Annotated in this window: 27 protein-coding genes and 2 pseudogenes; 12 read left to right on the forward strand and 17 right to left on the reverse strand. The window is 72.2% G+C overall.

What is annotated here, in order from left to right; genetic code table 11:
• Positions 1-275 precede the first annotated feature (275 nt).
• Both HNR25_RS27015 and HNR25_RS03565 read left to right on the forward strand, forming a co-directional pair.
• A pseudogene (locus HNR25_RS27015) lies at positions 276-392 on the forward strand (HAMP domain-containing protein); the annotation flags it as partial.
• Between the two features lie 137 nt (positions 393-529).
• Complete coding sequence (locus tag HNR25_RS03565; protein WP_184633302.1) at positions 530-1087, forward strand: sensor histidine kinase; 558 nt, start codon at positions 530-532, stop codon at positions 1085-1087.
• 163 nt (positions 1088-1250) lie between these two features.
• Here the strand turns inward: HNR25_RS03565 and HNR25_RS03570 are convergent, their stop codons facing one another.
• Positions 1251-1688, reverse strand: a complete 438-nt coding sequence (locus HNR25_RS03570) for a VOC family protein (protein ID WP_184633303.1) — start codon at positions 1686-1688, stop codon at positions 1251-1253.
• An 848-nt stretch (positions 1689-2536) separates the two neighbouring features.
• Between HNR25_RS03570 and HNR25_RS03575 the strand changes: the two genes are divergently transcribed.
• A complete protein-coding gene (locus HNR25_RS03575) occupies positions 2537-2941 on the forward strand; it encodes a hypothetical protein (RefSeq protein ID WP_184633304.1) in 405 nt (134 codons plus the stop codon).
• On the opposite strand, the gene HNR25_RS03580 is transcribed toward HNR25_RS03575, so the two are convergent.
• Complete coding sequence (locus HNR25_RS03580; protein WP_184633305.1) at positions 2938-3195, reverse strand: phosphopantetheine-binding protein; 258 nt, start codon at positions 3193-3195, stop codon at positions 2938-2940. The two genes, HNR25_RS03575 and HNR25_RS03580, sit on opposite strands and share 4 nt — an antisense overlap.
• 9 nt (positions 3196-3204) lie before the next feature.
• On the opposite strand from HNR25_RS03580, the gene HNR25_RS03585 reads away from it, so the two are divergent.
• On the forward strand, positions 3205-3468 hold the full coding sequence (locus HNR25_RS03585; protein WP_184633306.1) for a hypothetical protein: 264 nt from the start codon (positions 3205-3207) through the stop codon (positions 3466-3468).
• Here the strand turns inward: HNR25_RS03585 and HNR25_RS03590 are convergent.
• Together HNR25_RS03590 and HNR25_RS03595 are read right to left on the reverse strand one after the other, a co-directional pair.
• The gene (locus tag HNR25_RS03590) at positions 3461-4606 is read right to left on the reverse strand and encodes a winged helix DNA-binding domain-containing protein (protein ID WP_312862335.1); all 1146 of its coding nucleotides are present in this window, start codon (positions 4604-4606) and stop codon (positions 3461-3463) included. The two genes, HNR25_RS03585 and HNR25_RS03590, sit on opposite strands and share 8 nt — an antisense overlap.
• A gap of 67 nt (positions 4607-4673) precedes the next feature.
• Positions 4674-4994, reverse strand: coding sequence for an acyl-CoA dehydrogenase family protein (locus tag HNR25_RS03595; protein ID WP_312862336.1), 321 nt, complete (start codon positions 4992-4994; stop codon positions 4674-4676).
• 146 nt (positions 4995-5140) lie between these two features.
• On the opposite strand from HNR25_RS03595, the gene HNR25_RS03600 reads away from it, so the two are divergent.
• Positions 5141-5908: a hypothetical protein gene (locus tag HNR25_RS03600; RefSeq protein WP_184633307.1), complete on the forward strand. Its 768-nt coding sequence runs from the start codon at positions 5141-5143 to the stop codon at positions 5906-5908.
• 31 nt (positions 5909-5939) lie between these two features.
• Positions 5940-6347, forward strand: a complete 408-nt coding sequence (locus HNR25_RS03605; protein ID WP_184633308.1) for a TraR/DksA family transcriptional regulator — start codon at positions 5940-5942, stop codon at positions 6345-6347.
• A 273-nt stretch (positions 6348-6620) separates the two neighbouring features.
• On the opposite strand, the gene HNR25_RS03610 is transcribed toward HNR25_RS03605, so the two are convergent.
• The 12 genes and pseudogenes from HNR25_RS03610 to HNR25_RS03665 all read right to left on the reverse strand — a co-directional run bounded on the left by HNR25_RS03610 (position 6621) and on the right by HNR25_RS03665 (position 18239).
• Positions 6621-7214: a bifunctional 4-hydroxy-2-oxoglutarate aldolase/2-dehydro-3-deoxy-phosphogluconate aldolase gene (locus HNR25_RS03610; protein ID WP_184633309.1), complete on the reverse strand. Its 594-nt coding sequence runs from the start codon at positions 7212-7214 to the stop codon at positions 6621-6623.
• Positions 7211-8215, reverse strand: a complete 1005-nt coding sequence (locus HNR25_RS03615) for a sugar kinase (RefSeq protein WP_184633310.1) — start codon at positions 8213-8215, stop codon at positions 7211-7213. The genes HNR25_RS03610 and HNR25_RS03615 overlap by 4 nt, the downstream gene beginning before the upstream one ends.
• Positions 8212-9108, reverse strand: a complete 897-nt coding sequence (locus HNR25_RS03620; protein ID WP_184633311.1) for an SMP-30/gluconolactonase/LRE family protein — start codon at positions 9106-9108, stop codon at positions 8212-8214. The genes HNR25_RS03615 and HNR25_RS03620 overlap by 4 nt, the downstream gene beginning before the upstream one ends.
• Entirely contained in the window at positions 9102-10247 is a 1146-nt protein-coding gene (gene dgoD / locus HNR25_RS03625; RefSeq protein ID WP_184633312.1) for a galactonate dehydratase, read from the reverse strand. Before dgoD ends, HNR25_RS03620 begins: the two co-directional genes overlap by 7 nt.
• Positions 10244-10975, reverse strand: coding sequence for a FadR/GntR family transcriptional regulator (locus HNR25_RS03630; RefSeq protein WP_184633313.1), 732 nt, complete (start codon positions 10973-10975; stop codon positions 10244-10246). The genes dgoD and HNR25_RS03630 overlap by 4 nt, the downstream gene beginning before the upstream one ends.
• 22 nt (positions 10976-10997) lie before the next feature.
• Positions 10998-11753 (reverse strand): SDR family NAD(P)-dependent oxidoreductase, encoded by a 756-nt coding sequence (locus HNR25_RS03635; RefSeq protein ID WP_184633314.1) that lies wholly within the window; start codon positions 11751-11753, stop codon positions 10998-11000.
• 16 nt (positions 11754-11769) lie between these two features.
• Entirely contained in the window at positions 11770-12741 is a 972-nt protein-coding gene (locus HNR25_RS03640; RefSeq protein ID WP_184633315.1) for a DUF4380 domain-containing protein, read from the reverse strand.
• Positions 12738-13826 (reverse strand): zinc-dependent alcohol dehydrogenase family protein, encoded by a 1089-nt coding sequence (locus tag HNR25_RS03645; RefSeq protein ID WP_312862339.1) that lies wholly within the window; start codon positions 13824-13826, stop codon positions 12738-12740. The genes HNR25_RS03640 and HNR25_RS03645 overlap by 4 nt, the downstream gene beginning before the upstream one ends.
• A gap of 31 nt (positions 13827-13857) precedes the next feature.
• The gene (locus HNR25_RS03650) at positions 13858-14868 is read right to left on the reverse strand and encodes an ABC transporter permease (protein ID WP_184633316.1); all 1011 of its coding nucleotides are present in this window, start codon (positions 14866-14868) and stop codon (positions 13858-13860) included.
• 12 nt (positions 14869-14880) lie between these two features.
• Positions 14881-16398 carry a sugar ABC transporter ATP-binding protein gene (locus HNR25_RS03655; RefSeq protein WP_184633317.1) on the reverse strand — a complete coding sequence of 506 codons (1518 nt, stop codon included), beginning with the start codon at positions 16396-16398 and terminating at the stop codon, positions 14881-14883.
• Between the two features lie 48 nt (positions 16399-16446).
• The gene (locus HNR25_RS03660) at positions 16447-17448 is read right to left on the reverse strand and encodes a substrate-binding domain-containing protein (protein WP_184633318.1); all 1002 of its coding nucleotides are present in this window, start codon (positions 17446-17448) and stop codon (positions 16447-16449) included.
• 222 nt (positions 17449-17670) lie between these two features.
• Positions 17671-18239 (reverse strand): annotated as a pseudogene (locus HNR25_RS03665) (snapalysin family zinc-dependent metalloprotease).
• Positions 18240-18278: 39 nt separating this feature from the next.
• Here HNR25_RS03665 and HNR25_RS03670 point away from each other — a divergent pair.
• The 4 genes from HNR25_RS03670 (at position 18279) to HNR25_RS03685 (ending at position 20902) form a co-directional block, all read left to right on the forward strand.
• The gene (locus HNR25_RS03670) at positions 18279-18419 is read left to right on the forward strand and encodes a hypothetical protein (RefSeq protein ID WP_184633319.1); all 141 of its coding nucleotides are present in this window, start codon (positions 18279-18281) and stop codon (positions 18417-18419) included.
• Between the two features lie 29 nt (positions 18420-18448).
• Positions 18449-18886 carry a hypothetical protein gene (locus tag HNR25_RS03675; RefSeq protein WP_184633320.1) on the forward strand — a complete coding sequence of 146 codons (438 nt, stop codon included), beginning with the start codon at positions 18449-18451 and terminating at the stop codon, positions 18884-18886.
• A 533-nt stretch (positions 18887-19419) separates the two neighbouring features.
• Complete coding sequence (locus HNR25_RS03680; RefSeq protein ID WP_312862340.1) at positions 19420-20301, forward strand: C40 family peptidase; 882 nt, start codon at positions 19420-19422, stop codon at positions 20299-20301.
• A 166-nt stretch (positions 20302-20467) separates the two neighbouring features.
• Complete coding sequence (locus HNR25_RS03685; protein ID WP_184633321.1) at positions 20468-20902, forward strand: hypothetical protein; 435 nt, start codon at positions 20468-20470, stop codon at positions 20900-20902.
• A 153-nt stretch (positions 20903-21055) separates the two neighbouring features.
• Here the strand turns inward: HNR25_RS03685 and HNR25_RS03690 are convergent, their stop codons facing one another.
• A complete protein-coding gene (locus HNR25_RS03690) occupies positions 21056-21406 on the reverse strand; it encodes a DUF3817 domain-containing protein (RefSeq protein ID WP_184633322.1) in 351 nt (116 codons plus the stop codon).
• Positions 21407-21658: 252 nt separating this feature from the next.
• Between HNR25_RS03690 and HNR25_RS03695 the strand changes: the two genes are divergently transcribed.
• Together HNR25_RS03695 and HNR25_RS03700 are read left to right on the forward strand one after the other, a co-directional pair.
• Positions 21659-22285, forward strand: coding sequence for a TetR/AcrR family transcriptional regulator (locus HNR25_RS03695; RefSeq protein WP_184633323.1), 627 nt, complete (start codon positions 21659-21661; stop codon positions 22283-22285).
• Positions 22286-22571: 286 nt separating this feature from the next.
• On the forward strand, positions 22572-25115 hold the full coding sequence (locus tag HNR25_RS03700; protein WP_184633324.1) for an MMPL family transporter: 2544 nt from the start codon (positions 22572-22574) through the stop codon (positions 25113-25115).
• Positions 25116-25122: the final 7 nt, after the last annotated feature.

The raw sequence follows: 25122 nt of genomic DNA on the forward strand, positions 1-25122 counted from the left end.
ATCGATCCAGGCACCGGCGCGGACCCGGGCCTCCTGCTGCCGGCCCCGGTCACTGCACTGCCCCGCCTCACGGGAGCCGAACGGAGCTGAACCGCTCTCCCGCCTCGGGCACTGCACCGTATCGATCGTTATCGTCACCGCGTAGATTCCGGTCGCCTTACGGCCAACCCGCAGTATCAGGGGCCGATCGCCTCACGCGAGGTGATCCTGCGTACCCTGCTGAGCATCTCCGGCTATCTGCTCGCCGGGCTGGCGCTCGTGGGGATGGTGGGCGGTTGGCTGCTTGCCGGCCGGATACAGCGGCCGCAGGAGCCCTCGACCACCGCATCCGGCTCTCGGGGCGCAACGACGAGTTCCGCCAGGTTGCGGACTCCTTCGAAGCGATGCTCGACCGTCTCCAGGAGAGCTTCACAGCACGGGAGCGCTTCGCCGCCAACGCGTCGCGCGGGCTGCGGACTCCGCTCGCAGTGACGGCGACGCTGCTCGACGTCGCCTCCCACGCCCCGACGAACGGGCAGACCGGAAGCTGTTGGACCGGCTCACCGAGACGAACCAGCGCTCATTTGCGCTCGTCGACGCGCTGCTGCACCTGGCGGAAGCCGACGGACCGGCCGAGCACGGTCCTGTCGACCTCGCGGCGATCGCGCACACCGCCGTCGCCGAGCAGGCTGCAGAGGCGGCGCGGTCGGGAGTCGTCGTCGAGAGTCTGCTCGAACCCGCGCGCACCGCCGGAAACGCCACCTTGCTCGCTCAGGTCGCCTCCAACCTGGTCCAGAACGCCGTCCGGCACAATCCGGACGAGGCGGGCCGCGTGTGGGTCGCCACCGGGCGCGGTGCAGCGGCGGATCGATGCGTGCTCAGGGTCGAGAACACCGGCGCGGACCATGACGGCGAGACCGTCCAGCGTCTGCGCGAACCGTTCCTGCGGGGAGCGGGACGTGTATCCGCCGGCCGGACCGGGCCGGCGGGCCACGGTCTGGGGCTGGCACTTGTCGACCGAATCGTCCTTTCTCACGCGGGAGAACTCGGCATCACCTCCCGTTCGGGCAGCGGCCTCTCGGTCTACGCCACGCTCCCGGGCGAGTGAATCGGGGGCCGGTGTGGAGGGGCCGCGGGTGGGGGACTCCATCGAGACCGCCTCGGTGACCTCGGCCGTCCGCCTGGCCACTCCCGCGGAGTTCGCCGCGATGATCGCCGATCACCCGGGCTGAATCCGGCCGCGGGCGCCGCGCCCGCGGCCGGTCGGTCGGTCAGTCGAGGCAGAACTCGTTGCCTTCGGGGTCGGCCATCATGATGTGCCCGGCCTCCAGCGTGGAGGCGGGGTCGTAGCGCTGAATGCGGGTCGCGCCACGGGAGACGAGCCGCTCGGCCTCCGTTTCCAGGGCGGCCATCCGCTCGTCGCCGTCGAGCCCGGGGGCCGCCCGCACGTCGAGGTGGACGCGGTTCTTGGCCCGTTTTCCCTCGTGCACGCGCCGGAAGAACAGCCGCGGTGCGAAGCCGTCCGGGTCGACCACCGCCGAGGCATCGTTGCGGCTCTCCGGCGGCAGGTCCATCGCGTCCAGGAAACGCTCCCACGTCTCGTAGCCGCCGGGCGGTCCCTGCACCCGGTAGCCGAGTGCCGTGCTCCAGAACTCGGCCATCCCGGTCGGGTCGGCGCAGTCGAACGTGATCTGAACGTGGCGGCTCACCGCAGTTCACCTCCACCGACGCGGATGCGTGTGCGCGTGTTCTCGGAAAGTCAGCAAGCGGTTCCCCGTGTTTCGTCATGGGTCGAGTCGGTGCGGACCCGGCTCCCGGCGCCTCGGTCGGAAGCGACGCGCCCGAGGCGCCGCCGCGGACGCGTTCGTCGCACCCGCCGCGGATACGGTCGCCGGGCGGAGTCGCCATCCGCGGGAGTGCCGCGGTCGACCAGGGTCCACGGATATCACCGCACGGGCCCGGCCGTCGCGGAACACGCCGCGGGGGCAGCGCTCCGACCAGGGGGAGAACCGCCTCGACTGCCGTTAGAGGAGGTCAGGTTATACGATAAAGACTACATGTATACACATGAGCGGGGAAGGGCATGCGCTTCGTCGATTTTCTACCCTGCGTCCGGTCCTGTTGGACAAGACCCGCGAGGTAGGCGCTCGCCACTCTACAGTGCGGCGCTTCAGCGAGTACGCCTGCCGGAGAGAAGGCGACATGCGTCAGCGATGGTCGTCCCGGCTTCACCGAGAGTCGGCAGCACCGCGGTGAGCTTGTTCGTCATCAGTACACTACGAATTCACGCACCGGAGGACTGGAAAACCGCCGAGAACCTGACCCTTCGGCCGAAGAGCGACCGGCTCGTCGCCGCGTGGGGCGCCTCCGAAATCCCATGAAGATCATCGGTGCACGGAATCGCAGAACACCCTTACGTTCGCCGCACCGCGAATCGCATGATCACCGTCGACCGAAATACGACGCAGGATTCTCCCGACCCCGCTCCTGACCATGGAATATTACCGTCGAGACGTCCAGCGGTGACGCCGGGGATACGCCGTCGACGATCACCGCGGTGATGGAGAGCAGTGCCAATGGCACGCCTCGGATTGTGGAACTCGTCGTCCGCACCTCGGAGAATGGCGAGTTTCCCGCACAAGCCGCACTCAACATCGACTTCGAGATGCTTGCTCAAGCGCTGAGCGGCATCGCGGACCGGTCGGCGTCCGCAGGCGACGCTTCGGGCGAGTCCCGTCCCCGGGCCTCCGTCGCCCAGGAGAGCACCGGGCGCCCGTACCGGAAGATGCCCGACCCGGACCAGGTGACCGCGGTGTTCCAGGAGACGGGCAGCGTCGGAAAGGTCGCGCAGCACTGTCAGGTGCCGCGCTATACGGCTCAGTCCTGGATCGACCGGCTGCGACGGCAGGGGCATCTGGACGGGACGAAGCCCGGCGCATCCTCCCCGCGAAGCGAGAACTAGCCGCACGGCGGGACGGCCGTGCGGCGTGCCGCCCGGTGGCGGTGTTCGCTGAGGGCCTCGGCGAGCTGCACCGCGCGCACGGAGTCGCACCCCAGGCTGAAGAAGGAGTCGTCACGGACGACTCGGGTCGCTCCCAGCACATCGGCCGCGATGCCCGCGAGCAGTTCTTCCAGGCTTCCCTGCGGGGCGCGTAGCCCGAACGGCCGGCGGCGTAGGCCGTCAGCACCGCCGCCGGCGCCGAGCAGCAGCTGCACCGCTCCGGTGTGCAACGCGCCGAGCAGCGCCGCCACCCCCGGGCCGCCGAGCCGGCCGACCACGGCGCGCTCACCCATACCATCCCGCTGATCCTGGACCTGGGCGGACCGCTGCGGCCGGACGCGCTCGTCGCCGCGCTGAACGACGTCGTCGCATACCAGCCGGGACTGCGCGGGACCTTCGTCGACGTGAACGGCGAACCGCGGATCTTCCCGCACGCCGCCGTCGACGTGCCGCTGCGCGATCTCTACCGCGCCCGTCCCCTCATTTGACCCGGACCGACAGTCGGCTCAGACCGCTCGCGCGCGCCACGTGCGCCGCCTCGTTTTCGAGTTCCCCTTCCGGCAGCGGGTCGCTGCCGGGGAACGGCGCCACGACCGCCTCCTCGCCGTCGATCTCCCACACACCGGCGACGACGCCGTCCCGTACGACGATCGGGGAGATCCATCCGGCGGCGCGGCTCACCGCGGAACGGTGCTCCGCAGGCAGCAGCGCGTCGTCCTTGGTGCCCGGTCCGAGCAGGTACTGGTCGAATCCGCCGAGCAGCCGGACTCCCGTGCACGGGGGAATGTCGGCCAGCTCGTCCGCGTGCTCCTTCAGCATCACCGTCGTACGGCCTTCGACGTCGACTTCGGTGAGGACGTCGTCCATCTCCGCGAACCAGCGGCGCAATCGCGGCTTGCTTGTACTGTTGAGCGTCAGCCACCGGTCGAACGCGTCAGGGGTGGCGGGGCCGTAGGCCCCCAGATACGCCGAGATCACGGCGGGTGCGGCCTCGTCGGCGTCGGGAATCCGCTTCCAATCCGACCCGAACACGCTCGCCGGCGACGTGAACGTGATCTTGTTGCCGCGGTTGGGGCCGTGGCAGAGCACTCCGCGCCAGGCCAGCGGCTTGAGCACCGAGCCCCACCCCGACCGCAGGCGTTCCTCCATGCCCGCGAACCGCTGGTCCGCCACGAGCCGGGTGACCAGCTCGTCCCGGGTGAGCACCGCTCCCCCTTCGAGGATCGCGCCCACCTCGTCGGTCAGTGCGTCGATCTGGTCCGGACTGACGCCGGAGGCCCGCTGCCAGGACGGCTTGAGCCAACTGCCCGCTGACGCCATCAGCGACAGGTACGCACCGGCCTCACTCGGTGGCAGCAGATGCAGCGTCTGGCGCATGGCCCACGTCTTCATCAGCGCGCCGTCGGCGATGTCCCGGTTGACGCTGTCCCTGTCGGGTGTCGACTGCCGCAGCGCCACGGCCGCCTCGGCGGAACTCCAGACCTGGGCCTGGACACCGGCCAGTCGGCTGACGATCTGCCGTGCGCCGTGCTCGGCACGAGGCTCCATGTACTGGCGCCGCATCCGCCAGGCGGCGACCTGCTTCCAGGTGACCTTCATGCCGTCCCTCTCGATAGACAGAGTCACAGGCTGCACCACTCTATACCGCAATGCTCCATATCACTGGAGTTTCGCGCGAGAACCCGATACGGGATCAGGCGGCGGAGTCGGCTTCGAGCCACAGTTCACCCGGGGTGCCCAGGCGAAGGGACTCGGCGGAAACCAGGCGGTAGGCCTCTGCCGGAGCGGCCAGGTCGGCGTAGGCGCTCTTGAGGTTGTAGGTTTTGCGTCCGTTGATGAGCCAGCCGTCGCCGTCGCGGACGGCGCTGGTGGTGATGCCTGCCAGGTCGGATCCATTACCCGGCTCGGTGAACAGGATGCAGGCGATGCGCTGGGCCGCCGCCATCGCCGGCAGCAGCGTCCTGCGCTGTTCCTCGCTGCCCGACGCCAGGATCAGCGAGCCGACGTTCAGCACGGAGACGCAGTACAGATTCTGCGGGATGCGGCGCGCGACCAGTTTCTCCAGCAGCGTCTACGCGGCGATCCGGGCCGTCCCGCTGGGCCGCCCTGCTCCCGAAGTCCGGAGAGGTCCACCAGGGCACCGGCCAGCTCTGGGAGGCCATGTGGTTCATGACCTTCTTCCCGCCCGCGCGGATGCTGGAGTTCGTGCTGGGCATCGTGATCGCGCTGATCGTCATCCGCGGGCGCTGGTTCCGGCTGCCGTTCCCGGTGGCGCTGCTGCTTCCGGCCGCGCCGCTCGTGGCCACGGCCATGCTGCCGGGCAACCTCGGCTTCGTCGCACTCACGGCCGTGCCGCTGGGCTTCCTGGTCGCGGCGGCCGCCAACGCCGACATCACCGGCCGGGGCAGCTTCTTCAGCCGCCCCACGATGGTGTTCCTGGGCGAGACTCCCCTTCGCGCAGTATCTGGTGCACTGGCTGGTCGTGGCGTACGGGTGGATCGGGCGCACGTCGCCGACCTGGGGCGCGCCTCCGGGCGGTCCCGCGTCATGGCCGTACGTACTGGCGCTGGCCGGGCACACCGTCACGACGAGCCTGATGCCGGCATGGCTGCTGCACGTACTCGTGGAGCGCCCGATCATGCGGCGCTGGGGCAGCCCGGGCCGTACCCGCCGCTGACCGGAACCCCGCCCCGCGCGAACACCGCCGACCCGGGCTCCGCGCGCTCCCCGCGGTGCCCCACCGACACGCTGCTCGCCGGGCTTCCCGCGCGGGCGATGGGGCGGCACCTGTGCTGCGTTCAGCCCCCGCGCCGCGATCCGCTCGTCGCGAGAAGCCGTTCGCCGCCCCTGCGCCCCGCCGCGGCCACCGCGGCGGCGCGGAGCAGGCCGGCCGGCCTGCCGCCGACCCGGCTGCCGCTCGCGAAATAGCCACCGCGCCGATGGCGTTGTGGTCGGCACTATGGGCGAAGCAGCGGATCCCCCCGAGCGTCCCGGAACGGACGACCGCGCGGCAGCGGAGCGCATTCGGCGGGCCAGAGCCGAAGCGGCGGGACTGGCCCGATCCCTGCTGCGCCAGTGGCACGGCGTCGTCGAGGCGGCCGCATCGGCGGGCACCGACGACGAGCACGATCCCGAGGGGCCCACGGTCGCCTACGAACGCCAACAGCTCCAGGCCATGCGGGAGCACGTGCACGGCGAACTCGCCGATCTCGACCGGGCCGCCCAGCGACTGCGCGACGGCGTGTACCGGACGTGCGAGGACTGCGGAGGCCCCATCGCCGCGGCGCGCCTCACTGCGCGCCCCACGGCCCGCACCTGCATCGGCTGCGCATCCCCGAACACCCCGCGCAACCGCCACCGGACGTGACGCTTCCGGTCGCGGTGCCCAGCGGCGGACGGATCCTTCGGCGGCGGTGCGGAGCGGCGCGGCGTCGACACCGGTGCGGAGGCGGCTCGCCCGCGCGGGGAGGCTGCACGGCCCGTCCGCGCCGGCGCTACCCCTCCTGCACCGGTGCGTCCCGGGGTCCCCGTGCACGTCGGTGCCGTGCGGGTGGATTCGGTGAAGCTTGCGTTCATTGCCGGGACCGCACGTATGCGCAGTCCCGACATGCCGCACAGGCCCCACAACCGGCCCCGACCGTCACAGCTCGGACAGGAGCGGAATCTGGGCGGGGTCGCCGAGCGCCGATCCGACCGCGACCATGCTCGCTCCCGCGCCCAGGAATCTCCCCGCGTTGCGGCCGTCGACGCCCCCGGTGGCCACCACGCGGACATCGGGGAAGGGGCCGTGCAGCGCGCTGATCCACTCGGGCCCCAGCACCGACGCCGGGAACGCCTTCACCCAGCGTCCCCCCGCCCGCACGACCCCCTGCACGTCGGTCGGCGTGGCCACACCCGGAAGGTGCGGCATCGCCGCCTCCTCCGACGCGGCCATGACCGCCGGATCGAAGCCGGGCGCCACTGTGAAAGCGGCACCGCAGGCCGCCACCTCGCGCACCTGGTCGGCGTCGACGACGGTGCCCGCGCCGACGGGCACCCCCCGCTCCGCACCCGCACGCACGGTCGCCTGCAGCGCCTGCACCCCCTGCCGATCGCGGGCAGGCACCTCCACAACGAGGATTCCCAGGTCCCAGGCCCGGACTGCCATGGCGACGGTGTCCGCCGCGGGCAGTCCCCGCAGAATGGCCATGACCCGCCCGCCGCCGAAAAGCCCGTCCAGCCCGCGGCCGCTCATACCTTCCCGTCCGTCCCCCACGTTCCTTCCTCTCCCTCGCATGCCGCCGCCGGCAGCGCCGACGCCTGTTCGACCCATCGCTCGTGCGGAGCCTCCAGCACACCGTCCCACTGCCCCGCCCGCGGCGGGGCGGCCAGATCGCCCACCGTCCGCAGGACCCGGCCGGCGCACAGGTGCCCCAGGCGCAGGCGTCCCACCGCATCCAGCCCGCGAAGCCCGCCCGCCAGGTAACCCGCCGCGAAAGCGTCCCCGGCACCGACCGGTTCGACCACCTCCACAGCCGGGGACGGTACGTGTGCCCGCCGGTGGCCGCGGAACTCGGTCGCGCCGTGCTCGGCGTCCTTGACCACCAGGCACCCGACGTCCGGCAGCAAAGCGCGCACCTCGGACGCGGTGGCGGTTCCCCAGAGCTCCTCGGCTTCGTCCCTGCCGACCAGGACCACGTCGGCGAGGCGCGCCAGTTCGAGCAGGCGCACGGCCGCCCGCCCCGGCTCCCACAGGCGGGCGCGGTGGTTCACGTCGAAACTCACAGTCAGGCGGCGGTCGGTGAGCAGCCGTTCCGCCAGGGCGTCGCAGGTCGGCGACAGTGCCGGTGTGACCCCGGACAGGTGCACCGTCGCCGCTTCACGTATCGGGAGCGCGTCGGCGATGTCGGGGCCCAGGGCCGACGCCGCCGATCCGGAGCGGTAGTAGTGCACGGTCGTCCCCGTGGGCGCGGGATCCTTGGCGAACAGCCCGGTGGGCCGGTCGGGGTCGGTGCGCACTCCCGACACGTCCACACCGCGCTCGGCCACGGTGCGCGTGACCACCCGGCCGAACGGGTCCCCGCCCACCGCGCTCACCCAGGCCGCCGCGTGCCCGAGCCCGGCGAGGGTGCAGGCGACGTTGGACTCGGCCCCGGCCGCCGTCACCGACATGTGCGGCGCCGTCTCCAGCGGGAGAGCTCCGGCCGGGACCAGCAGCGCCATGGTTTCGCCTACGCACACGACGGGGCGGGTCATGAGGCACCTCCGAAGACCGCGGCGGGCGGCGCGGGCACGTCGACGGCCAGGCGGAACACCGCCCCGTCGTACTCGTCGGCCGGGTCCAGGCCGATCGCGGCGGAGGTGACGAACAGGTGAGGCCGCGCGTTTCCGACGACGCAGACGCTCGTGGGCTGCGCCGCCGGAACGGACACCGCCCGCTCCAGTTCCCCCTCGGGTGCGTAGCGGTGCACCCGCCCGGCCCCCCATACCGCCGCCCACAGGTGTCCGGCCCCGTCGACCTGCATGCCGTCGGGGCCGCCTTCGGTCAGGCGGGCGAACACCCTGCCGGCACCGAGCTCGCCGCCGCGGCGCACCGGGAACACGTCGATACGGCCGTCGGCGCTGTCGGCGATGTACATCAGCCGCCCGTCCGGGGAGAAAGCGGGCCCGTTGGGCACGGTGTAGCCCTCCAGCACGCGGTGCACCGTCCGGTCCCGGTCCACCCGGTACAGCGCACCGGCGCCGACGGTCTCGTCGTAGGCCATCGACCCGGCCCAGAAGCGCCCCGCGGGGTCGCAGCAACCGTCGTTCATGCGCATCGCCGCGGGCGCGCCCTCCTCGGGCCGTGCCAGCCACGTCACCCGGGCAGCGCCGTCTGCGCCCGCAGCCACCGTCGCCACCCCGGTGCCCATGGCGGCGACGAACGTCCCCGCCGCCCCGCGGACCGGGGCCACCGCGCCCAGGGGGTGGTCGAGCCGGAGCACCGTGTGTACGGGTCGCCCCGGTGCCTCGGTGTCCAGGACGAAGAGCCGGCCGCTGAGGATGTCGACCCCCAGCAGGCCGGACTCGGTCCAGCGCAGGCCTTCCCCCAGTTGAAAGCGCTCCCGGGTCCACGGCCGGGCCGGCGTGTCCACGGTCCCCCCTACCATTCGGCGAACGATCCGTCGTCGTGGGTCCACACCGGTGGCCGCCACCGGTGGCCCGCGCGATCGGCCGCCCGCACGGCCTTTTCGTCGACCTGCACACCCAATCCCGCAGCGCCGGTACGGTGCATGTGTCCGTCGGCGAACCCGAAGACACCGGTGTCCACGACGTAGTCGAGCAGTTCGGCGTCGCGGTTGTAGTGGATCCCGATGCTCTGCTCCTGGATGAGGAAGTTCGGGGTGGCGAAGGCGACTTGCAGGCTCGCCGCCAGTGCGACGGGGCCGAGCGGGCAGTGCGGGGCGATCAGCGCGTCGTAGGTCTCGGCAAGGGCGGCGATCCTGCGGACTTCCGAAACGCCTCCGGCATGTGCGAGGTCGGGCTGGGCCACAGCGATGCCGGCCTGCAGGGCGGGCAGGAAGTCGCTGCGGGAGTACAGGCGTTCGCCCGTGGCGACGGGTACCGGGCTGCAGCGGACCACGTCGCCGAGCAGGTGTCCGAACTCGGGCAGCACCGGTTCCTCCGCGAACATGGGCCGGAGGGGTTCCAGCAGCGGCAGGACGCGGCGGGCGGCGGCGGTGGTGAACCTGCCGTGGAAATCCACCGCCACGTCGCGGTCGTCGCCCAGGATCTCGCGGACTTGGGACAGGCGCTCCACGACGCCGTCGATCTCGCGGACGGTGGGCGAGCGGCTCACGACCCCGGCGGCGTTCATCTTCACCGCCGTCAGCCCGGATTCCACCCGGGCGGCGACCGCGTCGCGCAGGCGGTCCGGGTCGTCCCCGCCGACCCAGCCGTAGACGCGCACCCGGTCGCGGACCGGCCCGCCCAGGAGCCGGTGCACGGGTACTCCCAGCCGCTTGCCGGCGATGTCCCACAGGGCGTGGTCGAGTCCGGCCACCGCGCTGGAGAGCACCGGCCCGCCCCGGTAGAACGCGGCCTTGGTAAGGCGCTGCCAGTGGTGTTCGATCGGCGCGGGGTCCTCGCCGATCAGCAGGTCGGAGAGTTCGTGGACGGCGGCGCGCACCGTCTCGGCGCGGCCTTCCACCACGGGCTCGCCCCACCCGACGAGGCCCTCGTCGGTCTCCACGCGGCACAGCAGCCACCGCGGAGCGACAAGGAACGTCTCGATACGGGTGATCCTCATGCGGGTCTCTCCGATCCGTCGTCGTACGCGCCGTCCTCGGTCGCGCGGAACAGGTCCTCGTCCGCCTGGTCCAGCAGCGAGCGCATGGCGCTCTCTGCCGCAGCCGGATCCCCGGCCGCGATGGCCTCGGTGACCGAGGTGTGGCTGGGAACCGGGTCCTTGTGGGATCCGGCGTGCACCAGGCGGTCCCGCTCGATCAGGCCGGCGGCGAGGAATATGTCGGTGCGGGTGTAGAGCTCGTTTCCGGTGGCCACCAGCAGCGCGCGGTGCCACCGCAGGTCGCTGGCGGCGGCTTCCTCCGGGGACGACTCGTGGGTGTCGGCCATCGCCTGCACCGCGGCGCGCAGCTCCTCGATGTCGCGCGCGGTGCGCCGCTCGGCCGCCAGCCGGGCCGCGGTCGGCTCCAGCGCGCCGCGCAGCTCGGCCAGGTCGCGGAAGAACATGTCGCCCGCCCCTGCGGCGACCTGCCACTTGACGACGTCGGGGTCCAGCAGGTTCCAGTCGGCTCTGGGGCGTACGAAGGTGCCCTTGCGCTGGCGCGATCCGACCAGGCCCTTTGCGGCCAGAACCCGGATCGCCTCCCGGATGGCGGTGAGACTCAGGTCGAGTTCGCTGCTGAGCACGGCGAGGTCGATCGTCTCCCCCTCGGCGATGCGCCCGGAAAGCACGCGTTCGCCCAGCAGCTGCACGGTCTGACCGTGGACTCCCCGTTCCGAGTAGGCAGCCATTACGTCCGTCCTCTCCCGTGCCTCACGACGATTCCTTGCAGATACTCCACCCTCCGTCGACCGGCAGGCTCACCCCGGTGACGTAGGACGCCTCGGTGGAAGCGAGGAACGACGCTACGGAAGCGACCTCGTCGGGGTCGCCGAAGCGCCGCGCGGCGGTCTGGGCGACGCTGTCACGGCGGTCCTCCTCCCCCACGTCCCCCCAGGCCGCGGTCAGGATGGGGCCGGGCAGTACGCAGTTGACGCGCACCTCCGGCCCGTACTCCACGGCCAACTGCCGGGCCAGCGAGGTGAGTCCGCCCTTCGTCGCGGCGTAGGCGGGGCGGCCCGGCAATCCGAACCAGGCGTGCACCGAGGAGACCAGCACGACCGAGCCGCGCCGGCCGATCAGATCCTCCAAGCACGCCCGCACCCCCAGGAACGTACCGGTGAGGTTGACCGAAAGCTGGCGCTCCCAGGAGGCCGGCGAGGTCGCGTGAGCGGGCGCGAGCTCCACCGTGTAGGCGTTGGCGACCAGGATTCCCACCGGCCCGAACGCGGAGCGGGCGGTGCGGACGACGTCCTGCCAGTCCGCCTCGTCGGCGGCGTCGGCCCGCACCGCGACCGCGCGTCCGCCGGCGGCGCGGATCCGCGCCGCCGACTGCTCCACCTCCGGGGACAGGTCGGTCAGGACGACCCCGGCGCCCTGGGCCGCCAGCCGGCGGGCGACGGCCTCCCCGATGCCCCGGGCCGCGCCGGTGACCACCGCGGTGCTGCCCTCGTGTCTCGCGTCTGTCATGTCTCTCCTGCGTGTCCTATGCGTGCGCGGCGAGTGCGACGTCGACCGTCAGCGACGCGGCGTCGCCCGGAGCCAGCTCGGTGAGCGGCCCCAGGACCTCGCACTCGACGACGCGGTCGACCGGGCGCAGTCCGCCCAGGTGCTCCAGCGGACGCTCCAGCGGGTACTCCAGCCACACTTCGGCGCGCGATCCGTGGTCGGGATAGCGGCCCTCGACCGCGGCGAAGGTCTGCGTGAGCGTCCCCGCGGGCCCGACATGGCTGATCCACCCCGCGGCGGTGGGGAACCCGACTTTGCCGACCACATCCTGGGCGGGCACCCGCACCACCCCGGGAGCGTGGTCGACCACGCGCGGATCGGCGTCGCCGGTCACCAGGGGCACCGCGGGCGGAGCGTCGCCTCCCCGCACGCCCACGTACACCCCGCCGGATCCGTCCGGCGGCCCACCGCCCCCGTCGAGCTGGGTGACGTTCCACAACGCCCAGGTGCGCGGTGTGCCGGAGGTGTTGACCGCGCCGAGGTCCAGCCTGTAGCCGGACGCCTCGGGCGCCATCGTCACCCGGCGGCTCAGCCGCAGCCCGGTACGCGGGTCGTCTCCGCTGGTCATGGTGAGTACCGCCGACCCGTCGGCGGTCGTTTCGGTCCGGGCGGCGTAGGCGCCCGAATCGAGCACGGGGTCGGGCGGCCCGGCCCACTCGCCGGGGCCGTCCCAGCCCTGCGGCGCCGGCCAGGTCTTGTCGCCGCCGACGTTGTTCCAGGCGCTCATCGGCCCTTCGGTGGGGCCCAGGCGCACGCCTTCCCGGACCTGCAAGTCCTCGTCCAGCAGGCGCGGGTTGCGGTAGAGGAACTCCGCGCCGCCCGCCGTGCGCAGCGACAGAACGCGCCCGCCCAGGCCGGGAGCCGCGGTCAGACGCAGCACGCCGTTGTCGAGGGCGATCCGCTCGTGGGGGCCGGCGCCTTCACGCGTGCTGCGCACCGGGGCGCTCACCGCCCCTCCCCGCTGGTCAAGACGACCTTCCCGCGGCTTTCGGCAGCGGCGAGGCGGTACGCCGCGTCGGCCTCGGCGAGATCGAACCGGTCGGAGACGACCCGTTCCGGAGAGAGTCCCCAGCGCACCAGGTTCCCGGCGAGTTCGGCCATAGCGGGCAGCGAGGTCACCCAGGACGCGTACAGCGTCAACTGCTTGTGCAGAAGAGTGTCGGAGACCTCCGTCTCCAGGACTCCGCCTTCCCCCACCAGCGACACGCGCCCCCATTCGGCGGCGTGTTCCAGCGCCAGGGAGCGCCCGGGCCGGGAGCCGGAGCAGTCGATCACGGTGGCGGCGCCGCGGCCCGCGGTCGCGGCGCCGACCGCATCGGCCGCTTCCTCCGGGGAGGCGCAGGCGTCGAAGACACCGAGGGCCGCCGCCCATTCCCGGCGCCGCCGGGAGGGTTCGATCCCGACGATGCGGGAGGCGCCCATACCGCGCCCGACCATGCCGGCCGCCAGGCCCACCGGCCCCAAGCCGACGACGAGCAGGGCGCCGTCCCCGTTGACGCCGATGCGGCGCAGCCCTTCGTAGGCGGTGCCGAATCCGCAGGCGATGAGGGCGCCGTCGACGAAGGACAACTCCTCCGGAAGCGGGACGCACGTCGACTCCTCGGCCAGCAGGTACTGGGCGTGGCCGCCGTCGCGCTGCCAGCCGTAGGCGGCTCTGGCGTCGCCGGTGCAGCTGATCATGTAGCCGCGCCGGCAGTTGTCGCACAGCCCGCATCCGGCGATGTGGTAGACGATCACGCGGTCGCCGGCGCCGAAGCGGCGGCATCCCGGCCCCGCCTGCACGACGGTTCCGGACGGCTCGTGCCCGGCGACGACTCCCCTGTAGGCAGGGCCGTCGACGCCCCGATGCGTCTTGTGCTCGTGGTAGATGAACCCGATGTCGCTGCCGCAGATCCCCGACGCGCCTACACGCAGCAGGACCTGTCCGGGGCCGGGCTCGGGCACCGGCAGGATGTCGACGGCCGCGGTGGAGTCGCCCGGCAGCCGGACGCCGCGCATGGTGGCGGGCGGCGGCTCGATTGTGGTCGTGTTCACGCGCTTCCTCTCGTTCGTCGGTGCCTGCGCCTCAAGCGATGCGGTCGCCGGTCGTGCGCCGGTTGATCACGACGTTCACCAGAACGGCGGCGACGATGATGAACCCGCGGACGACGTCCTGGAAGAAGGGGTTGACGCCGAGCAGCACGAGGCCGTTGGCGATGACGCTGATGAAGACCACCCCCAGGAAGGTCCCCAGCAGGGAGCCGCGGCCGCCGGCAAGGGCGGTGCCGCCGATGACCACAGCGGCGATGACGTCGAACTCCAGCCCGGCGGCGGCTCCGCCGTTGCCCGATCCCAGCCGGGCGGCGAGCAGGACACCGGTGATGGCGGCGAGCAGGCCGGTCGTGGCGAACAGCAGCACCCGCACCCGTGTGACGTTCAGTCCGGCCAGGCGGGCGGCGGCGGCGTTCCCGCCGATGGCGTAGACCGAGCGCCCGTAGGCGGTGTAGCGGGCCAGATAGGCGAACACGGCGAAGAGGACGAGCATGACCAGCGCGGAGGTCGGGATACCCAGGAACGAGCCGCCGAGGAAGTCGAAGACGGGGCTCTGGGGCAGCGGGACGGGCAGCGCGTCGGTCATGTACAGCGCGAGTCCGCCCAGAACGCTCCACAGTCCGAGGGTGGTGATGAACGAGGGGACGTTGAACCTGGCGCGGAGCCATCCTGCCAGGGCTCCCCAGCCGAATCCCAGCACGAGGGTGAGGACGACGGCCCCCGCGACGCCGAGGTTCCACTCCGTGGCGCCCTTGGCGACCAGGACCGAGGCGAAGGCCACGGCAGGGCCGATGCTGATATCGATGTCACCGGAGACGATCACCAGGGTCACGCCCCAGGCGGCGATACCGATGGTCGCGGCGTTGCGCAGCACCCCGAGCTGGTTGTCCAGGCTCAGGAAGCCGCTCGCCGCCGCCCCGAGCACGATGTAGAGGAGCACGATGGCGGCGAGCAGGCCGATCTCGTTGAGTCTGCGGCCGTAGCGGCCGACGAAGCCGCGCCGGGCGGGGGCCGGGCCGGCGTGGGCGTGCGTGGTCGTGGTCATTGCTACCTCGCCTCAAACCGCCATCGCGGCGGCCATGATGGTGTCCAGGGTGATGTCGTCGCCGGTGAACTCCCCGTCGATCCGGCCCGCGCGCAACGAGAGCACGCGGTCGCAGACCAGGGGCAGTTCCTCCAGTTCGCTGGAGACGAAGACGACCGCGGCTCCTCCGTCGGCCAGGTCCCGCACGATCCGGTAGATCTGGGCTTTGGCCTCCACGTCCACGCCTCGCGTGGGCTCGTCGAGGAGCAGGATCCGGCTCTGGGCGTGGAGCCATCGGCCGATGACGGCCTTCTGCTGATTGCCGCCGCTGAGATTGACGATGGGGGTGTCGGAGCGGGCGGTCTTGATGGAGAAGCGGTCGACGAGGTCGCGGCCCAGGGCCGAGACCCGTGAGGGCAGCACGGTCCCCGCGCGCGAGGCGCCGCCGAACCAGCTCATCACCATGTTCTCCGAGACCCCCAAGAGCGGGACGACGCCCTCGCTCTTGCGATCCTCGGGGGTGATCCCCACGCCCAGGTTCTTCATCGCCCCGGGGGTGCGCCGTGCCACGGGCGTCCCCGCGATCGCGACGGCGCCGTCGGCCGGGGTGAACCCGGCCAGCGCCCGCAGTACCTCGGTCCGCCCCGCTCCCATGAGGCCGGCCAACCCGAGGACCTCGCCCGGGTACAGCTCGAATGAGACGCTTTCCACCTTGGGCGGCACGGACAGGTCGCGCACCGACAGCAGCGGAGTACCCGACCGGTCGACGGCGTTGTCGGTGCGCTGCACCGCCCGGTCCTGCTCATGGCCCAGCATCAGCGACACGATGTGGGCGGTGGTGGCTCCGCGGACCGGGGCGGTCTCCACGACGGCGCCGTCGCGCATGACGGTGACGGTGTCGGAGACGCGACGGATCTCGTCGAGGCGGTGGCTGACGTAGACGACGCCCACGCCCCGCTCGGCCACCCGGGTGACGGCGGCCAGGACGATGTCGGTCTCCCCGGCCGCGAGAGCGCTGGTGGGCTCGTCGAGGATGAGCAGCCGAGGGCGGGAGCGCAGTGCCCGCGCGATCTCCACGAGCTGCTGCTGGGCGAGGGGGAGCTCGCCGATCGGGGTGTCCGGGTCGATCGTCACGCCGAGGTCTGCGAACGCCTCGCGTGCACCGGCTCTCATCGCGGCGTGGTCGATTCCGCGCGCCGTGCCCGGCCACGCCCCGAGATAGAGGTTCTCCGCCGCCGACATCTGCGGAACCAGGCTGAGCTCCTGGTGGACGGTGCCGACCCCGAGTTCGGTGGCACGGCGGACCCCGCCTGCGGCGAGGGGTTCACCGCCGATCTCGACGGTGCCGTCATCGGGTGTCTCGACCCCGCAGAGCAGCCGGATGAGGGTGGACTTGCCGGCGCCGTTGCGTCCCAGCAGCGCACGGACTTCTCCGGCGCGGACTTCGAAGTCGGCGCCGTGCAGGGCGCGCACGCCGGGGTAGGACTTGGTCACGGCGCGCGCGGTGGCCACGGCGCCGGCGGATGCGGGGGACGGGGTTTCATCGGTCATGGGTGCTCCACTCGTGGGGCGGCGGGAGGGCCGGGGGCGAGCGGCCGGCTAGGGAATGCCGTCCGGATGCTCCTCCAGCCACCGGGCGCCGTCCTCGGGGGTGGTGTAGAGGTCGATGGGCGCGTCGGTGATGAACTCTCCGGATCCCTCGCCCGCGAGGATGTCCTCGACCGTCTCGCCGGCCATGCGGCCCACCGCGAGGCCGGAGATGTCGACGTCGGCCTTGAGGATGGTGTGGTCGTCGAGGGCGCGAGCGGCGTCGGTGGACATGTCGCTGCCGAAGACGACGACGTCGCCGGTGCGGCCGCTGGTCTTCACCGTGCGCACAGCGCCCATGGTGGCCCCGCCCGCTTCGCCGTAGAAGGCGTCCAGGTCGGGGTGCGCCGTCAAAACACGCTCACCGACCCTGACCGCCTCGTCGATGGTGGACCCCTGCTGGTTGGCGACGATCTCGGCGTCGGGCAAGCGGTCGAACAGCGCGTTCTCGAACCCCTCGCGGCGATTCACGCACACCTCGACGAACTCGCAGTTGAGGACGGCGATCTTCGGATCGGTGACGCCCTCGCTCTCGAAATGGTCGGCGGCGGCGTCGCCGAGCAGGTGGCCGAACTCGTGCGGGTCGCCCAGGATGTAGGACGTGACGTACTTCCGGGCCGCCTCGTCCTCGATGCAGGTGTTGTAGCAGACGACGGGGACGCCGCTCTCGTGGGCCAGCCGCACCGCCGGGATGGAGGCGGTCGCCGAGACCGGGGAGAGCACGAGGGCGTCGACGTCGGCCGAGGAGGCGACGTCGACGAAGGAGCTCTCCTCCGACGCGTCGCCCTGGGCGTTGAGCTCCAGGAGCTGGAGCCCGTCCCCGGAACTCTGCGAGTGGTCGCGCATCCCGTCGCGGACACCGGCGTAGAAGCCCTGGGCGTCCATGTAGACGACGCCGACACGGCCGTTCTCGCCGAGCCTTCCTCCGGCACACCCGGCGAGCGACACCGCGCACAACACCGCGGTGAACGCGGCGAGCGCGCGGCTGCGGGAACGCAGCGGCCATCGAGACATGGGGGACCTCCCTGAGCTGACAGGCATCCGCCTCACCTGGGCAAACGCCAGTTTGACTAACAGAGAGCCTGCCACTGTGCCGTACGTTACGTCAACGAAAAATACTAATTAATTATTTATATGCCTCCATGATCTGGCGCCCCGCCCCCCCCGGAGTCCTCCCAGGTGAACAACGTAATCCCAGGTCACTCCCGCACACGAGCCTCGAGCCGGTGCGACTGTTCAGGCGCGGTCGACGAGGAGCTGCCCGTCGCTGGGACGCCCGCCGGTCGGGCCGGCGCCGTAGTCGGCCTCGACCCGCGAGCGCTCGGAGGCGTCGGGGTAGGGGTCGGTGCAGTTCACACCTCCGGCGGAGCCCGACATCAGCGACGAGCACGGGCCGGGCTTGGCGTCGGGCAGGCCCAGGCTGTGGCCGAGCCCGTGCGCGGCGATGCGCACCGCGTCGTAGCCTTCGGCGGTGCCCGCACGCCCCATCCACGCGGTGACGCGCCCGCTCGGGCGCACCGGCCCCAGGCGGGCGCGGGGCCGGCCGTCGTCGGCGACGATGCGATCTCGGCGTGCCGTCCGGCGGGGGCCGGCTCCAGGCGGACGTCGCCGACGCTGGTGTTCCACACGTCCACGGCCTCGGAGACGGCCGAAGTGTACTCCGCGGCCCGGCCCGCGTCGTGGTACAGGACGGTCCGGCTCAGCGGTTGGGACCGTTCCGCGGGTGCCGCAGCGGCCGGTGCGGCACCCGCCGGCGCCAGCGCGCTCAGTGCGATCAGCAGGGGTGCCGGGATCCGTCTCCGCATGCGGGGGCTCCCTGGGGGGAGGGCCCTGGCGGTGTCGGCGTGTCCGGCGCCGTGCTCGTGCCCGACGCGGCGGCGGTTCCGGCGTACCTGGCGCCGGCGCCGGTGATCCTCACCCTGCTGCTGGTCCCGCCCACCCGCGCCTACTCCACGTTCGCCCAGACCGCCCGTCCCCCGTCATGAACCCCGCCGCCGCGGGGAAGACCCCGTGAATGGATTCTCGAGCATCCCCCGCTCCGGTCCAGCCGCCCACGGGCGGCGGCGCAGTCGGGGCCGCAGCCGCCGCCGGAACCGCCGTCGCGCTGGCGGCCTGGCACTGGAACGCCGACGTACCGGACCCGGTGGCCCACCGCGTATTCCTGGCGGTCCTGGTTCTGGGCGGGCTGCTGCTGGCGGCCGAGCCCCTCAACCGCGAGCCCCGTATGCCCGTGCGCATCCCGACGGGGGCGCACCTGTTCTACCTGGGGCTGCTGGCCGGGACCGCGCTGGGCACCACCGCCTGGAGCCAGCTCGATTCGGTCTTCTGGTACCAGTTGTGGTGGGCGGGTCCGTTGGCAACCGGACTGGTAGCGGCGATCTGGGACCGCCGCTACGGCCGGCCCCGCTTCGGCGGGGACGCCCACACCCCCGCCGGGCCCAGGAGCAGGTGACGCCGCCCGCGCCTGTCGCGCATACCGGTTTCCAACGGAGGCGGGAAAAGCGGGACGTCGCGCCGAGTAGCGCAGAGGCAATTGCGAAAACCCTCAAATATGCACAAACAGGCAGAATTCACAATGAACCGGTTGAGTCCGGTGTTCGAAATGCACTAGGCTCGCCGTAGCCCGGTCGTCTGTACGTGCCGCCACACGGGCGGCAGCGGCCGGCTCCGCCGCACTCCTCCCTGGACGTGCCCACCGTTCGGCAGGCGGAGACCGGAAGCCCCGCGGCCGTGTCCCCTCGCACGCCGCTCGCGCGGCCCCGGGCGCCACCAGGCGGCGCCGCCGCGTTCCGCGCGGCCCGCCGCGGCCCCCGGACCGGCGGCCTTCCGGTAGGCGGCCCTCCGGCAGAAAGGTGTGCCACCATTCCGGACGAACGCCGAGACCGCGGCTCGTTCCGCCGCCATCTCGCGACCGTCGGCTTCGTCGCCGCAGGCGCTCTGCTCCTGTCCACCGGTGCAGCGGTCGCCGAACCGACGATCGACGAGGTGCGCGACAAGATCGGCAAGCTCGAAGAAGAGCACGCGGAACTCGCCGACAAGTACAACCAGGCCAAGGAAGACCACGACGCCGCCCAAGAGAAGCTTGAGGACCTGCAGGAGGACAAGCAGGACACCCAGGACGAGATCGACAGCATGCAGGAGGACGTCCGCGGCCTGGCCACCGCGGCCTACACCGACGCCGACTACGGCTCCCCCGCCTACCTGCTGAGCTCCGGCGGACCCTCCGACTCCTTGGCGCAGGCGGCCGACCTGGGCTACCTCTCGGAGAACCAGACCCAGACCCTCGAAGAGTTCACCGAGCAGCAGGACAAGCTCGGCGAGCTCACGGCCGAAGCCGCCGACACCGAGGAGGAGGCACAGGGCAAGCTGGACGAGGCCGAGCAGGCCAAGGACGAAGCCGAAGAGAAACTCGACGAGCAGCAGGACCTGCTCGACGACCTCACGGCCGAGCAGCAGGAATCCGTCGGCATCGGCAACGGCACCGGCAACGCCGTCAACAACAGCGGCGCCTCGGGCAGCGCGGGCGCCGCCGTCGACTTCGTCTACGCCCAGATCGGCGACGCCTACAGCCTCGGCGCCAACGGCCCCGACGTGTGGGACTGCTCCAGCCTGGTCCAGGCCGCCTGGTCCCAGGCCGGTGTGAGCCTGCCGCGCACCACCTACGACCAGGTCAACGCCGGCACCTCGGTGTCCTGGGACGCCCTGCAGCCCGGCGACCTGATCTTCTTCTACAGCGGTCCCAGCCACGTGGGCATGTACGTGGGCGGAAACAAGATGGTGCACGGGTCGAAGCCGAGCAAACCCGTGATGGAGGTCTCGCTCGCGGGCCACTACCGGAGCAACTTCCACTCGGCCGTCCGGCCCTGACCTCCCCGCCGTGAAGGCGGCGGGGCAGGTCCCCGACGCTCCTCCGCCGCGTCCCGGCAGGATGCGCACCGGCGGCTCGCCCCGAGCCGGGCAGCGCACCGTCCGCCGGGGCGGCGGCGGACGGGCGGTCCGCCGCGGTGTCGTCGCCGATCCCTACGCTGTCCCCATGAGCGAAACGCCGAGCACGGCCGCGGCCCGGAAGATGCGGGTACGCGCCGGTTCCCGGGCCCACTTCGTCGACGCACCGCCCGCGACCCTGGCGGGTATGGCCCTTCCCGAACTGCGCGTCGAGCAGGAGCTGGACGGGGAGTTCGACTATCTGCACCTGTTCGCCACGACGCAGGACGCCATGGCGCACACGTTTCCCGTCCTGCGGGATCACCTGCGCCACGACGGCATGCTGTGGGTGTCCTGGCCCAAAGGGGGCAAGCTCGGCACCGACCTCAACATGAAATCGGTGATCCGCATCGGTTACGGGTTCGGGCTCGTGGAAAGCGTCTGCCTGCGGGTGGACGAGCTCTGGGCCGGCCTCAAATTCACTCGGCCCAAGCCGGGCAAGACCTACCGCAACAGCTACGGCACGCTCCCGGATGCGCGGTGACGTATCCGGGACGGAGCTCGGGCCCCGCACGGCGAGCCGTGCCCGCAGCGCGGCGGCTCGCCGGCACGGGGCCGACCGCGGGTCCGCCGGAGAGCACCGCCGGCCGCATGCGCCGCCGCAGCACCGGCGGGGCGGGGCCTGGAGGGCTCCCCGTCACGCCGCGGGGCGGGGCGACCGGTCCTGCGCCTGCCGCCGGCCCGGCAGGCGCCCGGTGCGGTGCAGCCACCGGTCGGCGGCCAGAGTGCCGAAAGGCGGCACGGACGCCGCCAGGGCGAGCAGGACCGCCCACAGGTTCCAGCGCAGGTGCAGGGCGGCCGCGAGCGTGGCCGCCACGTAGAGGACGAAGGCTCCGCCGTGTACGGGCCCGAAGAACTCCACGCCCGCTTCGCTGCCGCTGCCCAGGTACTTCACGTACATGCCGGCCAGGAGCCCGATCCAGGTCACGGCCTCGGCGATCGCCACCGCACGGAAGACGACCGCTGTGGCACGGGGACTGATGTTCACGCTGCTCCTCGAATCCGATCGGGTCCGCTCGGCCGGCATCGGCCCGGTTCCCGGCGGCGCCGAACTCCCGCCGGCCGCCCCGGTGCACCGCACACAGGCTAGGATGCGCCCGCCGACGCCCGAATCCGGGGCCGCCGAACCACGCACCGACGAACGCCGCGTCAGTCCTGGAACTCCTATCCTGGATGCAGGGGCGGGGGAGAGCAGGCCGTACCGGAAGGCGGGGACCGCCCGTCCGCGAGACCGCCTCGCGTGCAGCGCCGCAAAGCCCGCACCCGGCAGGCCCTCGTCGACGCCGGACGCGCGCTCTTGGCGCGCAAGGGCGACACCGGTTTCAGCGTGCAGGAGATCACCGACGAGGCCGACGTCGGGCTGGGGTCCTTCTACAACCGCTCCGAAGACAAGCAGGCACTCATGGCCGCGGCCGTGGAGGACGTGCTGGCCGAGCACGGCCGGCTGCTCGATGCGTGGACCCGCGGCATCGACGACCCGGCCGAGGTGTTCTCGCTGGCGGTGCGCACCACCGCCCGGCTGGGCGGCACGCATCCCGAACTCGCCCGCGTCCTGGTGCGCAACGGCATGGCCCACCTTTCCACGGACCGCGGACCGGCCCCGCGGGCGCTGACCGACATCCGCCGCGGCGTGGAGGCGGGGCGGTTCACCGTCGTCGACCCCGAGCTCGCCCTGGCGATCACCGGCGGGTCGCTGATCGCGCTGATCCACCTGCAGCTGGAGGACGCGGAGCGGCTGGACGAGAGCGCCTGCGACGAACCCGCCGCGCACCTGCTGGCCATGTTCGGCATGGACCGCTCCGAAGCCGGGGCGCTGGCCCGCGCTCCGCTGCCCGACCCGCCCCCGGTCCCGGCGGTCGCCTCCTGACGCCTCGGCGCCGATGCGCGCCGGGGCACACCGGGGCGCCGTTCGTCGCGCCCGCCTTCGTCGGTCGACCGCTCGCAGGCGCTGCGCCGGAGCCGGCGTCCGGCTCGGCGGCGCGCCGTCGCTAAGCGGGTTTTTCGAGGTGAGAGAGCACATACTGGCCTGTGGCACCCCCTTTGCGAGCCACCCTTAGGCCATAACTGAACCAGACATCAAAACTGATGAAATCCTCAGTGAGGATCACATCGTCTGGCACCGCCGCAGAGCCGCCGATCCGCAGGGACACACCATGGCAACGCTCCTGTACCGCCTGGGAAAGTTCTCCTTCCGGCACCGCTGGCCGGTGATCCTCGCCTGGATCGTGCTGCTGGCCGCGCTGTCCGGGGCAGCAGCCGCGTTCCGCGTCCCGGTCGACGACTCCTTCTCGATCCCCGGGACCGAGTCGCAGGACACCGTGGACATGCTCCAGGAACGCTTCCCCGAGCGCAGCGGCGGACGCGCCACCGTGGTCCTGCACGCCCCCGGCGGCGACGACGTCACCGCCGACCGGTACCAGGAGGCCGTCCAGGACACCGCGGAACGGATCCGGGGCATCGACGGCGTCGCATCGGTCACCGACCCCTTCGCGCTGTACGACCGCGGATACGACAAAGCCCTGAACGGCGACGACCTCCGCTCCTCCATGGTCGAGGCGGGCATGGAGCAGGCGCGCGACGAATACGAGTCCCAGGTCGACCAGGCCGCCGACGACGCGGCCGAGCAGGCCCGCGGATCGGTGGACGAGCAGTACCCCGAGGGGACCCCCGGCCGCGCGGAAGCGCTGGAGCAGGCCGAGCGGCAGGCGCGCGAACAGGCCCGCGCCCAGGCGCCCGGCTTCGACGAAGAGCAAGCACGCTCCCGAGTCGAAGACGAGGTCGACCGCCGCCTCGCCGAAGGCGACATTCCCGACGCGGCCGCCGACCGGATCGACGACGACCTGATGGAGCGGATCCCCCTCTTCGCCGACGACCGGACCACGGCGCTGCTGCAGGTCCAGTTCGCCCGGCCCGACGGCAGCGTCCCGCCCGCGACCGTGGACGCCCTGCTGGACAGCGGCGCCGAGGCCGAACAGGCCGGACTCGACGCCGAGTTCAGCGGCCAGTCGATCTCCATCGCCCAGGTATCGGGCATCCACGGCGGCGAGAGCGTCGGCCTGCTGGTCGCCCTGGCGATCCTGCTGGTGAACTTCGGCGCCGTGGTGGCGGCCGGAATCCCGATCGTCATGGCCCTGGCCGGTGCGGGGGCGGGCATGGCCCTGGTCTACGCGCTGTCGCAGGTACTGGAACTGACCAGCACGGCGCCGCTGCTGGCGCTGATGCTCGGCCTGGCCGTGGGCATCGACTACAGCCTGTTCGTACTCGCCCGGCACCGCCAGCAACTGCTGGAGGGCATGGATCCGCGGGAGTCGGCGGGCCGCGCCATCGGCACGGCCGGAAGCGCCGTCGTCTTCGCCGGTGTGACCGTCGTGATCGCCCTGCTGGGGCTCGCCATCGCGCAGATCCCCTTCCTGACGGTCATGGGCGTCGCCGCGGCGGTGACCGTCGCGTTCTCCGTGCTGGTGGCCGTCACCCTGCTGCCGGCGGTCCTGGGGCTGCTGGGCGAGCGGGTGCGTTCGGGCCGGCTGCCCGTCGCGGGTTCGCGCGCGGAACGGGCCCTGACCGCCGAGTCGACACTGGGCTCGCGCTGGGCTGCAACCGTCACCCGGCATCCGCTGCTGTACGGGGTCGCCGTACTCGTCGTCCTCGGGCTTGCCCTGCTGCCGCTGCAGAGCATGCGGCTGGGGCTGCCCACCGACGAGGCGAGCGCCCCCGACAGCACCCAGCACCGGGCCTTCGACATCGTCGCCGAGAAATTCGGCGCGGGATTCAACGCCTCACTGCTGGTGACCGTGGTCTCCGACGACACCGGCGACGCCGAACGGGTCCACGACGACCTGGCGTCCTTCGGCGAGGTCGACCGGGTGCAGGCACCGGTCTTCAACGACGCCGAAGACACCGCGATGATCGTGGTGGTGCCCGAGCACGGCCCGGCGGCCGAGGAGACCGAGGACCTGCTGCACGACATCCGCGACGCCCGATCGGGCTGGGAGTCCGACACCGGCGCAGAGATCTCGGTCACCGGCGCGACCGCCACCAGCATCGACACCTCCGAGCGGATCGCCGCGGCGATGCCGCTGTTCCTCGCGGTCGTGGTGGGCCTGGCCCTGGTCCTGTTGATGCTGGTGTTCAGGTCCGTGCTGGTGCCGGTCAAGGCCGCCCTGGGCTTCGTGCTGAGCATGGGCGCGGCACTGGGCGCCACCGTCGCGGTGTTCCAGTGGGGCTACGGCAGCGGCCTGCTAAGCGTCACCCCCACCGAGACGCTGCTGTCGTTCCTGCCGATCCTGCTCGTAGGCACGCTGTTCGGCCTGGCCATGGACTACGAGGTCTTCCTCGTCAGCCGGATGCGCGAGGACTACGTCCACGGCGGAGACGCGCGCCACGCGGTCGTCAGCGGGTTCCGCGCCAGCGCGCGGGTGGTGGTCTGCGCAGCCGTCATCATGACCGCCGTGTTCGCGTCGTTCGTCGTCAGCGACAACACCACCATCCAGCCGGTCGCCTTCGCCCTGGCGGTCGGGGTCCTGGTGGACGCGTTCCTGGTGCGGATGACGCTGGTGCCGGCGGTGATGGCGCTGTCCGGCACGGCGGCCTGGTGGCTGCCGCGGCCGCTGGAGCGCTTCCTGCCCCACGTCGACATCGAGGGCGCGGGACTGCGCTCCGACGCCGACGACGCCGCGGAGCCGACCGCCCGCGGCTGAGCGACCG

It is taken from the genome of Streptomonospora salina, assembly GCF_014204715.1.
Taxonomy (GTDB): domain Bacteria; phylum Actinomycetota; class Actinomycetes; order Streptosporangiales; family Streptosporangiaceae; genus Streptomonospora; species Streptomonospora salina.